Annotated in this window: 14 protein-coding genes; 11 read left to right on the forward strand and 3 right to left on the reverse strand. The window is 47.3% G+C overall.

All coding sequences use genetic code 11. The annotated features are described in order from the left end of the window. The first annotated feature begins 127 nt into the window (after window positions 1-127). The 5 genes from MKY22_RS03595 to MKY22_RS03615 all read left to right on the forward strand — a co-directional run bounded on the left by MKY22_RS03595 (window position 128) and on the right by MKY22_RS03615 (window position 5,717). Window positions 128-943, forward strand: a complete 816-nt coding sequence (locus MKY22_RS03595) for a RecX family transcriptional regulator (protein WP_058265788.1) — start codon at window positions 128-130, stop codon at window positions 941-943. A gap of 321 nt (window positions 944-1,264) precedes the next feature. Further along, window positions 1,265-2,992, forward strand: a complete 1,728-nt coding sequence (locus MKY22_RS03600; RefSeq protein ID WP_341086730.1) for an ABC transporter ATP-binding protein — start codon at window positions 1,265-1,267, stop codon at window positions 2,990-2,992. Between the two features lie 14 nt (window positions 2,993-3,006). After that, window positions 3,007-5,067, forward strand: a complete 2,061-nt coding sequence (locus tag MKY22_RS03605) for an ABC transporter ATP-binding protein (protein WP_341086732.1) — start codon at window positions 3,007-3,009, stop codon at window positions 5,065-5,067. Between the two features lie 60 nt (window positions 5,068-5,127). Continuing rightward, the gene (locus MKY22_RS03610) at window positions 5,128-5,448 is read left to right on the forward strand and encodes a DUF1811 family protein (protein ID WP_341086734.1); all 321 of its coding nucleotides are present in this window, start codon (window positions 5,128-5,130) and stop codon (window positions 5,446-5,448) included. Next, the gene (locus tag MKY22_RS03615) at window positions 5,445-5,717 is read left to right on the forward strand and encodes a YfhJ family protein (protein WP_341086736.1); all 273 of its coding nucleotides are present in this window, start codon (window positions 5,445-5,447) and stop codon (window positions 5,715-5,717) included. The genes MKY22_RS03610 and MKY22_RS03615 overlap by 4 nt, the downstream gene beginning before the upstream one ends. Before the next feature lie 45 nt (window positions 5,718-5,762). Here the strand turns inward: MKY22_RS03615 and MKY22_RS03620 are convergent, their stop codons facing one another. Continuing rightward, on the reverse strand, window positions 5,763-6,746 hold the full coding sequence (locus MKY22_RS03620) for a metal-dependent hydrolase (protein WP_214725256.1): 984 nt from the start codon (window positions 6,744-6,746) through the stop codon (window positions 5,763-5,765). Window positions 6,747-6,849: 103 nt separating this feature from the next. Here MKY22_RS03620 and mutY point away from each other — a divergent pair, with 103 nt between their 5' ends. The 4 genes from mutY (at window position 6,850) to MKY22_RS03640 (ending at window position 10,774) form a co-directional block, all read left to right on the forward strand. After that, on the forward strand, window positions 6,850-7,866 hold the full coding sequence (gene mutY, locus MKY22_RS03625) for an A/G-specific adenine glycosylase (protein WP_195865949.1): 1,017 nt from the start codon (window positions 6,850-6,852) through the stop codon (window positions 7,864-7,866). Continuing rightward, the gene (locus tag MKY22_RS03630; RefSeq protein ID WP_290776911.1) at window positions 7,866-8,291 is read left to right on the forward strand and encodes an SRPBCC family protein; all 426 of its coding nucleotides are present in this window, start codon (window positions 7,866-7,868) and stop codon (window positions 8,289-8,291) included. The genes mutY and MKY22_RS03630 overlap by 1 nt, the downstream gene beginning before the upstream one ends. 116 nt (window positions 8,292-8,407) lie before the next feature. Beyond that, window positions 8,408-8,950, forward strand: coding sequence for a nucleoside tri-diphosphate phosphatase (ntdP, locus tag MKY22_RS03635; RefSeq protein WP_023467311.1), 543 nt, complete (start codon window positions 8,408-8,410; stop codon window positions 8,948-8,950). Between the two features lie 90 nt (window positions 8,951-9,040). After that, the gene (locus MKY22_RS03640; RefSeq protein WP_290776915.1) at window positions 9,041-10,774 is read left to right on the forward strand and encodes an ABC transporter ATP-binding protein; all 1,734 of its coding nucleotides are present in this window, start codon (window positions 9,041-9,043) and stop codon (window positions 10,772-10,774) included. Between the two features lie 50 nt (window positions 10,775-10,824). On the opposite strand, the gene MKY22_RS03645 is transcribed toward MKY22_RS03640, so the two are convergent. Continuing rightward, the gene (locus MKY22_RS03645) at window positions 10,825-12,123 is read right to left on the reverse strand and encodes a glutamate-1-semialdehyde 2,1-aminomutase (RefSeq protein ID WP_290776912.1); all 1,299 of its coding nucleotides are present in this window, start codon (window positions 12,121-12,123) and stop codon (window positions 10,825-10,827) included. Window positions 12,124-12,298: 175 nt separating this feature from the next. Here MKY22_RS03645 and perR point away from each other — a divergent pair, with 175 nt between their 5' ends. Continuing rightward, window positions 12,299-12,721: a peroxide-responsive transcriptional repressor PerR gene (perR, locus tag MKY22_RS03650; RefSeq protein WP_369792039.1), complete on the forward strand. Its 423-nt coding sequence runs from the start codon at window positions 12,299-12,301 to the stop codon at window positions 12,719-12,721. A gap of 14 nt (window positions 12,722-12,735) precedes the next feature. Here perR and MKY22_RS03655 read toward each other — a convergent pair whose 3' ends face one another. After that, window positions 12,736-13,098 carry a DUF2614 family zinc ribbon-containing protein gene (locus tag MKY22_RS03655; protein WP_290776913.1) on the reverse strand — a complete coding sequence of 121 codons (363 nt, stop codon included), beginning with the start codon at window positions 13,096-13,098 and terminating at the stop codon, window positions 12,736-12,738. A gap of 114 nt (window positions 13,099-13,212) precedes the next feature. Between MKY22_RS03655 and MKY22_RS03660 the strand changes: the two genes are divergently transcribed. Then, window positions 13,213-14,082 carry a nucleotidyltransferase-like protein gene (locus MKY22_RS03660; protein ID WP_290776914.1) on the forward strand — a complete coding sequence of 290 codons (870 nt, stop codon included), beginning with the start codon at window positions 13,213-13,215 and terminating at the stop codon, window positions 14,080-14,082. The last annotated feature ends 111 nt before the right edge of the window (window positions 14,083-14,193 follow it).

Raw genomic sequence — 14,193 nt, forward strand, 5'->3', positions numbered from 1 at the left:
CATCCTCCCTGAAATAAGTAAAAGTAGCTTCTTTCCATTTGTTCCCGTTCCATGGTTTCACTCAAACATAGACCTGCCTGTTCATGATATCGTAGAACTACCGAATCAGGTTAGGGGAGGGAACGACATGAAGATCAAACGGATCTCGACGCAGAAAAAGAACAGCGAACGATTCAACATCTATGTCGAGCGTGATGGCAAAGAGGAATATGCCTTTGCCGTAGACGTCGATATCTTAATTAAATACAATCTACAACGCGATAAGGAACTCGATGACGATTTCGTCAAGGAAGTGTTGACGGCTGAAGAACAGCAAAAAGCGTATCGTCTCTCGTTGAATCATTTATCGTACCGCATGCGGGCGACGAGTGAAGTCGTCGCCTATTTAACAGAGAAAGAGACACCGGAGCATGCGATCAAACATGCAATCGAGCGATTGACGGAGCAGCGCTATCTGGATGATCAACAGTTCGCACTTGCTTATACGGCAACGAAAAAAGCGACGACACCTCAAGGACCGGGACGGATTCGACGCGACCTTGAGGCATTGAAGATACCGAAGACGGCGATTGATGAAGCGATCGTGACGTTTACGGATGAAGAGGAATACGAAAAAGTCCTGAAGTTTTTGCGGCAAAAGCAAAAAGAGCTGCAACGGCGTTCCGTGCGGGAACTGACACAAAAGTTACAGATGACGCTCATGCAACGCGGATTCTCGTCCGACTTGATCAAGGCGGGCATCGAAGAGGTGTTTCGAGCTGAAGAAGGGGACGAAGAAGAACAAGCGGCCCTTTATCAAGCACGCAAGTATTACCCGAAATACCGGCAACTTGAACCGTTCGAACGCGAACAGAAAGTGAAACAAGCGCTCGTCCGAAAAGGATTTCCATACGGTCTAGCGGCTCAAGTCCTCGAACAAGTCAAAGAAGAAGAGGCGGAATAATAAAAGCAAGACGAAAAATTGACAATTATCCGACAATTGTGCTATTCTACGCACAGACTAAGAAAAGGAGGAACCGTCCTATGAAAAAGCCAATTGGTTTCACTCATATCCAACAGCTGAATACGACGGAGACTCTTGAGCACGTATAAGTAATTCATTTCATGTGCGAGCAAGGGGATTCGTCTCCCGAGCGCGCAGACGAACAAGAATGCATCATGCCCATTTCAAGGCATACTGATTCTCGGACTGCATCCGGAAATCCGTATGCCTTTTTGCGTGCTCGGAAAAAGTATTTCATTTCACAGTAAAGGGGGGACCCTCATGCGTTTATTTCGGCAATTGAGTTGGTTTCTAAAAGAACACAAATCATCGTATCTCGTAGCAGTCGTCTTATTGATCATCACCGGCTTCATTGATTTAACGCCGCCATGGCTGATCGGTAAGGTCATCGACGGATTGCGGTCGGGATCGATGGACCAGGCGACGCTCTGGCAATACGTCATCGGATTAACAGCCATTTCTATCGTTTCTTTCATCTTGACGTATCTATGGTTAGCGAAATTATTCGGAACGGCATTTTTATTAGAACGGACACTTCGGAGTCGCTTCTTTACGCACTTATTGAAACTGACGCCGACGTTCTACCAAAAGAATCGGACGGGAGACTTGATGGCACTCGCGACGAACGACTTGAAGGCGGTCGAGCGGACAGCAGGATTTGGTGTCTTGACGCTCGTCGACTCGTTGAACATGACGGCAATCACTCTCGTCGTCATGGGGGTGGCGATCGATTGGAAGTTGACGCTTGCTGCCTTGTTACCGATGCCACTTCTCGCTTACGCGATGAATAAGCTCGGAAGTCAAATTCACGGACGTTTCATCACTGCCCAGGATTCATTCGGAACGATGAATGACCAGGTCGTCGAGTCGATTTCCGGACTGCGTGTCATCCGCTCGTTCGTACAAGAACCAGTCGATGTTAAACGCTTCGACGATGTCACGACGGATGTCTTTGAGAAAAACATGCACGTCGCAAAAATCGATGTCTTATTTGAACCGATCATCAAGCTGCTCGTCGGCTGCAGTTACTTGATCGGCTTATCGTTCGGGACATATCTCGTCTTTACGAACGACATCACGCTCGGACAATTGGTCGCCTTTAACATCTATCTCGGGATGCTGATTTGGCCAATGTACGCCTTTGGTGAATTGATCAATGTCATCCAGCGCGGAACAGCAAGTCTTGACCGCTTGGAAGCAACGATGCGAGTCAAACCGTTGATTGCTTCGACACCGCGGGAACATATTGATCGCCCTGAACGGATCGAGATGAACGATTTGACGTTTACGTATCCAGAGACAGCCCATCCGGTCTTACGAGATTTGAATATGACGATCGAACAAGGAACAACGATCGGTGTCGTCGGACCAACGGGATCCGGGAAAACGACGTTCTTGCGTCAATTCTTACGCGAGTATCCAATCGGACGGGATATGCTGACAGTCAACGGCGTACCGTATGAAGATGTTGCGCTAGAGACGGTTCGCGGATGGACCGGTTACGTCTCACAAGAACATTTACTATTCTCAAAATCCGTTCGGGACAATATTCTATTCGGTGCAGGTGAAGCGACAGAAGAAGAATTGCAGGAAGCGATTCGTCTCGCATCGTTCGAAAAAGATATCGAAACGCTGGAACAAGGACTTGAGACGATGGTTGGTGAACGTGGCGTCACGTTGTCGGGAGGACAAAAGCAACGTCTCTCGATCGCACGGGCGATGTTAAAAAAACCAGAGTTGCTGTTGCTGGATGATTCATTATCAGCAGTAGATGCGAAAACGGAATCACATATCATTGATTCGATTCGATCGAATCGCCACCAATCCACGACATTGATTGTTGCCCATCGCTTATCGGCAGTAGCACATGCGGACGAAATCATCGTCCTGCAAGACGGAATGATTTCTGAACGAGGAACACATGACAGCCTGATGGCACAAAATGGCTGGTACGCTCAACAATTCGAGCGACAAAGTGAAGAGATGTAAGGAGGTGCCTCTGCATGAATGAATTGGAATTATATCAACTCGATCCGGCACGTCGGAAGACGACGATCCGTTCGTTGATCCGCTATGCGATGCATGAGAAACAAGCGATTTTCTTAGGGTTGTTTCTACTCGTACTGGCAGTCGGAGCGGAATTGACAGGTCCGTATATTGCCAAAGTCATCATTGATGAACATATCGTGGCAATTGAGAAGGACTGGGTCGAAGTTAAAGCGGATGGTGCGGTCACGTATGATGGTCGTCAGTTCGCCAAAGCACAAGACGTCTCGAAAAGTCAGATCGTTCAATCCGTTTCAATCGTCCAAACGACCAACGGCTACTTTTTCGTACCGAAACAAGTCGTCAGTGGGGGAGAGCGGAAAATCAGTGGAAGTACGATGACGATCACGCGTGGAGACGACGTCTACACGTATGATAATATTCAAAAACTGACACAAGGACAGGTCTATGATTTTTATTCAAAAGACTTAAAAGCAATCGGCTGGTTGTCCTTGCTCTACGTCCTCTTGCTGCTAGTAGCAGCTGGTTTGAACTGGATTCAGCAAATCTTGCTCCAGCGATCTGCTCATAAAATCATTAAACGGATGCGGCTGGATGTCTTTACGCATCTGCAACGGTTACCGGTTCGTTATTTCGACCAGACACCGATTGGAAAAATCGTCAGTCGCGTCACGAATGATACGGAAACGATTCGCGATCTATATCTCGGTGTGCTCGCCCGGGTCTTCTCGGGGATCATCACGATGGCGGGGATTCTCGTCGCGATGTTCTTCCTCGATTATCGCTTAGGACTAGTCTCACTAATCATCATTCCGATCGTCTATTTCTGGATCCAGCTGTTCCAGAAACTCGCGACGAAGAACAACTTCAAAGTCCGCTCCCTCGTTGCCGACATGAATGGTCAACTGAATGAGAACATCCAGACGATGCCGATCATTCAGGCTTATGCACGTGAGAAGGAAGTTCTTGCTGAATTCGAACAAAAGAACGAAGAGAACTATCAGACAAGGGCAAAGTTGTTACGACTTGATGCCCTGATGTCACACAACTTATCCTACTTTTTGAAAAACTTGACGCTCGCCTTGTTGATTTGGGTCGTCGGTGGGAAAAGTCTGACGAACGGCTCGTTTTTATCGCTCGGGATCTTATATGCGTATATCGATTACGTATCCCGTTTATTCGAACCGGTCACCCAAATCATGAATCAGCTGTCACCGCTACAACAAGCACTCGTGTCAGCGGACCGAATGTTCCAGTTGCTCGACGAAAAGGGAGAGCCTGTTGAACAAGGTCGCGTTGCTCGGTTTAAAGGAGCGGTGTCCTTCAAGGACGTCGAATTCAGTTATGAAGCAGGAAATCCCGTATTACGTGAGATTCAAATCGATGCTCGTCCTGGCGCGACGATTGCTCTCGTCGGTCACACGGGCAGCGGGAAAAGTTCGATCATGAACCTGCTGATGCGTTTCTATGATCCGTCAAAAGGACAGTTGTTGATTGACGGACAGGACGTGACGCGTTTGCCGAAACAAGCGGTCCGTGAGCATATGGGGATCGTCCTACAGGATCCGTTCCTCTTCACAGGAACGATTCGCTCGAACATCACACTTGGCAATCCTGACATTTCTGAGGCACGTGTTCGCCAAGCGATCGAAGCCGTCGGCGCGGATCGGTTCATTGATCGTTTACCGAACGGACTCGATGAACCAGTCATCGAAAAAGGTGCCACGTTATCAGCGGGGGAACGACAGTTGATCAGTTTTGCCCGTGCGTTAGCGTTTGACCCTGCAATCCTAGTTCTTGACGAAGCGACAGCGAGCGTTGACTCGGAAACGGAAGCGGTCATTCAAGATGCCTTGTTAACGTTAACGAAAGGACGAACGACGTTCATCATCGCCCATCGCTTGTCGACGATCAAGGATGCGGATGAGATTCTTGTTCTCGATCATGGTCGGATCGTCGAGCGAGGATCCCATGATGTGCTCCTTGCAACGTCCGGGATTTATGCGAAAATGTATGCGTTACAAAGTAAACGGAATCTTGAATTGAAATCAAGCTAATCCATCCAGTTTCTCCTCCTTTTCGTTTATACTGAAAAACGAAGAGGGGGAGTTTTTGTAATGGAGACACGGATGAGTCAATTATCGAAATACGAGCTTGAGATGTTGATCACGAAATTAAGTGAACAAAAACGAAAAGCGGAGCAACACGGGAACGTCAGTGAAGTGGAAGTCGTGACGCGAAAAATCGCCATTGCGAAAAGTTATTTGATTGATCCGGCACGATTCGAACGGGGAGCCTTTTACCGAATCGAAGGAGAAGAGGCACGATTTGATTTACACTTCGTCAATGGCGTCATGGGTTGGGGACATTTTGAAGGAACCGCTCAGGAAGTCGCGATTCCGCTCGCGTTATTCACAGGAGAGGGAGAACAGACATGACGAATCGAGAACAAGCCCTTCAGCAACTGGCTGAAGAATTATTGCAAGTGAATGAAGTATTAACCCCGGAAGAAGCACTGACGTGGGTCGAAGTGCTGTGGGAAGATTTCGAAGCGACACTCGCGCGCGCAGGTGAGAAATATCAAGGTGAAGCCGTCGCGGTTCATTTCGTCGAGCAACAGATCAAACAGCACGGGGCAATGTTACACCGGTTTAATACGACGAACGAAAAATTCAAGCAATTGATGACAGGTCGAAACGTCGAATGAAAAAAGCTCCGCGCATCGGGATTTCCGTTGCGCGGAGCTTTGTCTTTATAATGCAGGGATGAACAGTTTTTTCTGCAAGGTCCGTTCGCTAAACACCCAGCCGGTATAGGAGCTGACGATCTCTTGTGTGGCAGCGTCGATTCTGACGACGGCAACGAATGGATAGACTTCCTTCGTGAAGTAACGCAGGTTAGTGAAGCGGTATTCGACAATGCCATCCTTTCGTGAGACCGTATACGTATGAATCTTCGAGAACTCAAGAAACGCTTGCAAGTCCGCGTTTTGTTTGACGATTTCGTACAAGGCGTCACCGTGTGGTTCGTCCTTGATCCGGAAGTTTCCGCATTCGACGACGGTTCCACTGTTAATCTTAACGACGGAATACTCATCGCGTAAACGTGCCGCGACATGCCATTCATCCCATTTCATGCCAGGGGAGATGAACAGTTTATGCGCACCGCGATAATAGCGGGCTGCGGTCGCGAGGGCATCGTTTCGTAACTTGAATTGAACAGCGTAGTAGATGATGACGATGGCGATTAAAATCGGGAAGATGACGATCGTCGCTCTCGTTAGTAGCCAAATCCCGAACGCGGCATAATACATCGTGAACAGATATGGATCAAATGTATTGATGACACCCCAACCAATCCAGGATTTTTTGAACGGGTGTAAGGCTTGTGTTCCGTAAGCGTTAAACAGATCGACGAAGACATGAAGAGCGACAGCGATCTGCGCCATCAGCCATAATGAAGTCGGAGGTACACTGAATAACGTGCCGATGACGATTGAAAGTAATAACGGCCAGGCGAGCAAGGCGATCAACCCGTGCGATTTTCCGCGGTGTTGACGCAAGTAGGCGCTGTTTCCTTTAAACTTAAAGACAGTATCGAAGTCCGGTGCGTGTGAGCCGACGAGCGCCGTCGTCGTCACGGCAGCAAACATCGTCGTGCTCGCTGCGACGTCAGGGTGTAGCGTCGAGATGGCGGCGAGACAAAGTCCCATGCCGATATGCGTACCAGTATCCAATGCGAATTCGCTCCTTCTATAAAATCGTGATGGTGAATCCATCGAGGTTCTGCCGAGTAATTTTTAATAAATATATCGTATCCAAGAGAAAAGAGGTAACCTTTTGACTGTCGTTCAAGAATATTTCACAAACTTTAATAAAACACAATTTACCACAGAACTGATTGCCTGGTTCCTTCGTGAACAGCGGGATCTCCCGTGGCGAAGAACCAAAAACCCATATCATATCTGGATTAGCGAGATCATGCTTCAACAAACACGCGTCGATACGGTCATCCCGTATTATGAGCGCTTCACGAAACGTTTTCCGACACCGCATGACTTAGCAGAAGCGGATCAAAGTGAAGTCCTGAAGCACTGGGAGGGCTTAGGGTACTATTCCCGTGTCAAGAATCTTCAAATCGCGGTTCAGGAAGTTGTTGAAAAATATGATGGAATCGTTCCGGACGAAAAGGAATTGTTCAGTCAGCTGAAGGGTGTCGGTCCGTATACGACAGGAGCGGTTCTATCGATTGCTTATGGGCAAGCAGAACCAGCTGTAGACGGAAATGTGATGCGCGTCCTCTCGCGTGTACTTGGGATTTATGAAGACATTGCTGCACCGAAGACACGGAAATTGTTTGAGGCGGCGGTACATCAATTGATTGATCCGGCTGACCCGTCCAGCTTCAATCAAGGCTTGATGGAACTCGGCGCGATGGTCTGTACACCGAAGTCTCCGATGTGTGGACTCTGTCCTGTTCAAGACGTTTGTTTTGCATATGATCGAAATGCACAGGAAGAACTACCTGTGAAGACGAAGAAAGGGAAGACGCAAATTATTCCGTATGATGCTCTCGTCTATGAAACGAACGGAAAAATCGCAATTGAACAACGAGCAGAAACGGGCTTGCTCGCAGGTATGTGGCAATACCCACTTCGAGAAGCAGAAGAAGATCGTAATGGAACGCTTGTTGGACACGTTCGACATGTCTTCTCACACCGGATTTGGGAAATTGCTGTCTATCGCGTGACGGAACAGCCGGACCAGACGGTACTGGTTGATCAGGAAACATATGCGACGCATCCGGTATCTGTCGCGCAAATGAAGATTGATCGACTATTAAAGGGGGAGATCTAATGCATACTTTTCGTTTTGAGACACGTGTCGATACATCAAAGGAGCAAGCGTGGGATTTTTTAAGTGACGCCAAGGCCTTAAGTCGATTGACGGTATTTCCACAAGTGAAGACGTCGGGCGATACGCGGACACGAGCGGGAAATACGATTCGTTTACGCGTTGGTGTTCCTCCACTATTTGTCTCGTGGACGTCTTGGATTCCTTTCGTAGAAGAATATGTCTTCGTCGATGTTGGTACAAAAGTGCCGTATCCATTCCGGGCATGGTGCCATGTGCACCGAGTCGAAGAACGTGAATCTGGCGTCTTTTTCGTGGATGAAGTGACGTATGCATCCTTCTTGCCCGCCTTCGTCATTGAAGCATTCATCTTGAAACCGATGTTCAAACAACGAAAAAGTGCGATTTTGAATCACTTTCAAGCCTGAATTCCGTCATTTTTCTGAAAAAACACCCTTTCGTTTTTCATGCGTTCTGAAAATGGGTATAATAAGCACGAGAGTATAACAGAATGGAAGAAAAACGCTTTAGAAAGGAGTAGCACATGAGTCGATTCCCAAAAGAAAGTAGCAAGATTGAGATTCAAAGTTTCAAACATAACGGGAGCTTACACAGAGTTTGGGAAGAAACGCTCGTGCTGAAATCGACGGAAGAAGAATTGATTGGGTTCAATGACCGCATCATGGTCAGTGAATCGGATGGTCGTCAGTGGCGAACACGAGAGCCTGCAATCTGTTACTTTTCAACAGAACTCTGGTTCAATGTCATTTGTATGATTCGGGAGGATGGCATTTACTATTACTGCAATCTTGGATCACCTTCTACGTTCGATGAGAAAGATCGAGCAGTCAAGTACATTGATTACGATTTAGATATCAAAGTGTATCCGGACATGTCCTACATGATCCTCGATGAGGACGAGTATGAGAAGCATCGCCGCGAGATGAATTATCCGAAGGCGATTGATCGTATTTTGAAAGACAATGTCCAAATCCTGATTCAGTGGATTCGCAGTCGGAAGGGTCCATTCAACCCGGCTTTCGTGGATATGTGGTATCGTGAATATGAAACAAGATATCGGAGATGATGGTTCGCCATCGTCTTTTTTTAATTGAAGGAAGTGAAACACGTGGCAACACAAGCAAAACGTAAGAAACAAGGTTCGATCCGCCGCTATATGGCGTTCGTCAAGCCGTATCAAAAACAGATCCTCCTGACGGTCTTCGTCGGGATCATCAAGTTCTCGATCCCACTCGGACTTCCGTTGTTGTATAAGTACATCATCGACAATATCCTAACTGGAAACACGATGCCGATGGCGGAAAAAAGTAAACAATTGGCGTATTTGATTGGAGCGGGTGTCTTCATCTTCTTGATTGTCAAACCGCCGCTCGAATACGTTCGCCAGTACCTCGCGCAATGGTCCGCGTCGAAGATTTTATTTGACGTACGGAATCGATTGTTTGATCATGTTCAGAAATTATCGCTTCGTTTTTATTCGAATACGAAAACTGGAGAAGTCATCTCGCGAATCATCAATGATGTCGAGCAGACGAAAGACTTCGTCGTCACGGGATTAATGAACCTGTGGCTTGATATGATCACGATTTTCATTGCGATCGCAATCATGTGGACGATTGATCCGCAGTTGACGCTCGTCGCGATCATCCCATTACCATTCTATGCTCTCGCCGTTAAGTTCTTTTACGGTCGCTTACGTGGATTGACACGGGAACGTTCGGCAGCACTTGCGGAACTACAAGGTCATTTGACGGAACGGGTCAACGGCATGGCAGTCATTCGTAGTTTTGCACTCGAACCGCACGAGAACAAAGCGTTCAAACATCAAAATGATGGGTTCTTAAAAGCGGCGCTGCGTCAAACGAACTGGAATGCGCGAACGTACGTCGTCGTCTCGACGATTACGGATTTCGCACCGATCCTCATTTTCGGGACAGCGGCGTTCTTCGTCTTGAACGGACAAGTGACACTCGGGACGATGGTTGCGTTCATTGGTTATATCGATCGCCTGTATGCGCCGCTCGGTCGTCTCGTCAACTCCTCAACGACGTTGACGCAGTCGATCGCTTCGATGGACCGGATGTTCGAGTTTTTAGATGAGCCATATGACATCACGGAAAAACCGAATGCACGCGAACCAAAAAATGTCCGCGGAAACGTTCAGTTCGAAAACATCAGTTTCGCTTATGAAGAAGGCGGCGAGCTAGCGATTGATCGGTTGACGCTTGACGTTCAGGCAGGTGAACGGATTGCTTTCGTTGGGATGTCAGGTGGCGGGAAATCAACGCTCGTCAGTTTGATTCCGCGTTTCTATGATGTGTCTGCCGGTCGGATCACGCTTGACGGCGTTGACATTCGTGACTTGAAGTTGCGAGGTCTTCGCGATCAGATCGGGATGGTCATGCAGGAGTCGATTCTCTTCAGTGAGTCGGTCCAAATGAACATCAAGATGGGGAATCCGGAGGCGACGGACGAGGAAGTCATCGCGGCAGCAAAAGCAGCAAATGCCCATGAATTCATCGAACGATTACCAAACGGTTATCATACGCCGGTCGGAGAACGCGGCGTCAAGTTATCGGGTGGTCAAAAACAACGTCTTGCGATTGCACGGGTCTTCTTGAAAAATCCACCGATTCTGATCTTGGATGAAGCGACGAGTGCGCTTGATTTGGAGAGTGAAGCGATGATTCAAGATTCGTTAGCGCGTCTCGCGAAAGGGCGGACGACATTTACTGTCGCGCACCGTTTATCAACGATCACTGATGCCGATAAGATTGTCGTCATCGAAAATGGTCAAATTACGGAAATCGGAACACACGAAGTCCTCATGCAAAAACGGGGTGCGTATTTCGAACTGTATGCCATTCAAAATCTGGAACTCGTCGAATAACACAAAAGCAGCGATCCTCGTGAGGGTCGCTGCTTTTTTAGGAGGAAGACTTAGAGTCGAGCAAAGGCACGATCGACTGCTGCGATCGTCTCTGTGATGTCGGCTTCCGTATGTTCCGTCGTCAAGAACCACGCTTCGTATTTCGAAGGGGCAAGGTTGACGCCTTCTTCTAGCATCAATTTGAAGAAACGTCCGAACATCTCGCTATCTGCACGTTCTGCACCATCATAATCGATAACTGTTTCATCCGTGAAGTAGACCGTCATGGCACCTTTTAGACGGTTGATCGTAATCGTGACGTTATGACGTTTTGCTGCTTCTAGCACACCTTGTTCGAGTAAGGCGCCAAGGTGATCGAGTTGTTCATAGACACCAGGCTGCTCAAGTAATTCAAGACAAGCGATACCCGCAGCCATGGATGCTGGGTTACCTGCCATCGTACCTGCTTGGTAAGCCGGACCGAGTGGCGCGACGTGTTCCATGATTTCTTTGCGACCGCCATAAGCGCCGATTGGTAAACCACCACCGATGATTTTGCCGAGTGCCGTCATATCGGGACGGATATCGAGTAACTCTTGTGCACTGCCGTACGTGAATCGGAAGGCTGTGATGACTTCATCATAGATGACGAGTGCGCCGTGTGCATGCGTGATTTCGTTGACCGCAGCAAGGAATCCAGGTTGCGGTTCGACGATACCGAAGTTTCCGACGATCGGTTCAACGAGTACACAAGCGACTTGATCGCCCCATTGTTCCATGATTTGACGGTACGATTCGATATCATTGAACGGTGTCGTGATGACTTCTTTTGCCGTCGCTTTCGTGACACCAGCTGAATCGGGAGAACCAAGTGTCGCTGGTCCGCTTCCTGCTGCAATCAGCATCAAATCCGAGTGACCGTGGTAACACCCGCTGAACTTCACGACGAGCTCACGACCCGTATACGCACGTGCGACACGAATCGTCGTCATGACAGCTTCGGTTCCCGAGTTCGTAAAGCGTACTTTTTCAAGCGATGGGATCGCTTTTTGTAGTTTATGTGCAAAGTTGATTTCTAGACGGTGTGGTGTGCCGTAAAGAAGACCGTTTTGGGCAGCGTGGGTGATCGCTTCCGTAATGTGAGGGTGACCGTGTCCCGTGATGATCGGACCATAGGCTGCTAAGTAATCGATATAACGATTGCCATCGACATCATAAAAGTAAGCACCTTCTCCGCGTTCCATATAGACAGGTGCGCCGCCACCGACGGCTTTGAATGAACGGGATGGGCTGTTGACGCCACCAACGATACACTCTTGTGCGATTTCATATAACGCCTCTGAAGTAGGACGTGTAGTGTGGGTAGACATGAGGATTCCTCCAATCGATGATTCGTGAAAAATATCACGATATGATTGTATCATGGACGTCAAATCCGGTGCAGAGCCGTTGACGGAATACCTATTTGTAGGTAGACTAATTATAAAGATTACAATCTGATAATCAATGAAAGATAGAAATGAGGGGATGGACGTGGCTAACGAAATGCTGGATGACGCCGTGAAGTCACTTCGGGAATCAGGCGTTCGAATGACACCACAACGTCACGCGATTTTGGAATATTTAACGACGGGACACACGCATCCGACAGCGGATGAGATTTATCGTGCACTCGAACATCGTTTTCCAAACATGAGTGTGGCGACTGTATATAATAACTTACGCGTGTTTCGAGAAAAAGGAATCGTTGAGGAAATGAATTACGGAGACGCTTCAAGTCGCTTCGACTTCGTTACGACACGCCATTACCACATGATCTGTGAAAATTGCGGAAAGATCGTTGACTTCAATTATCCTGTGCTCGATGATGTCGAAACGGTTGCGGCGCATTTAACAGGCTTTAAAGTCGATCGTCACCGATTAGAAGTGTACGGAACTTGCCCGGACTGTCAATCGAATGTCCAATAAAAAAACGAGCTGCCTTAGCGGGGAGCTCGTTTATTGTGTTTATTATATTTTTCATCGAATTCTTTTCCTTCAAGAGATGGATCCATCGTCAATGGTTCATCGCAATGCATACATAAGTCGACTCGACCAAGGACCTTTGTTTCTTTTCCACAGTTCGGACAAGTGACGACAGCTGCCTTCGTTGATGTCAGACCAATCAAGAAATAGAGTGCCGTACTGGCGAGAACCATGACGAAACCGAGAAGCATGAGTAAGACCATGATGATTTCAAATTGTTTGAGCAATAGACCGACATACATGACGAGCATCCCACCGAAGACGAGAAACATAGCTAAGTTTCGCGCGCGGTTTATTTTATTTTTACGTTGTTTTTTCAAGTGAATTCCCCCTGTTGTCAGTCTAGCATAAGAAGTGGGATTGCCTGAAGAAGGAAAGCTTGTTTTTTTGTCGAAAATGGTAACGACGAGTTCGTATAGAAGGGTGAGAAGTACATGGAACAAGCAACACGAACGATTTATTCGGAGTACGCGGCTTATCGTGAAACACAAGGGATCATTGCTGTTGAGAAACGGCAACCACGGGATTCCCTGACGGATCAATTTGATACACTTCTTGTCGTCATCACGAGAGACCCAGAAGTCGAGTGGACGATCAAACATTATCGACTGAATACACTAAAGGTATCATTACACCTCGTACATGAAGATGTCTTATCACGCTGGATTTTGTTAAATGCCAATCGACGTGCGATTCACTGGATTGCGGAAGGAACGATCGTGTTTGAACGAAATGATTACTTAGTTGATTTAAAACGGCAGCTATTAAACTTTCCTGAGGAGGAAAGATGTTTACAGATGACGATTTCGTTCGCTAAACTTTTGCGTCGTTTCCAAGACGGAAGGAACTTGTTCAGTCGCGGACATCATTATGATGCCTATACACACGTCCATCACGCATTACATCATCTCGCGCGATTATCTGTTCTGGAAAAAGGAAAACATCCCGAGACAGTCGTCTGGGAACAAGCGCGACTCGATGATCCGGATGTCTATAAACTATATGAACAATTATTGATGAGTGAAGAGACATTAGATCAACGTATTCACCTCGCCTTGATTGGACTTGAGCATCTTCTGCAGTCGAAGGTCTTATCGGGAGGACGCTATTTATTTGAAATCATGCGTGAGCGGACAAGTCCTTGGACGATGTATGAATTGATGGAAGAAGAGCGACTGCAAGAAGTCAAAGTAGATTTAAGTAGTCTGATTGATTTCTTCATGCGAAAAGGTCTGATCAGGATTTCGTATCAAACAACTAAAGGAGCAGGGGTCGAACTCGTAACGTATGAGCCGGTCGTATGACGATCGGCTTTATTTTTTTCTATATGTTGTTTTGGCTATATATAGAAGGAAAAAGTTTTCAAAAGTTTTTTAGAAAAACTATTGACGGTATTATACCGAGATAGTATATTA

The sequence above is a fragment of the Exiguobacterium sp. FSL W8-0210 genome (genome assembly GCF_038006045.1).
GTDB lineage: Bacteria > Bacillota > Bacilli > Exiguobacteriales > Exiguobacteriaceae > Exiguobacterium_A.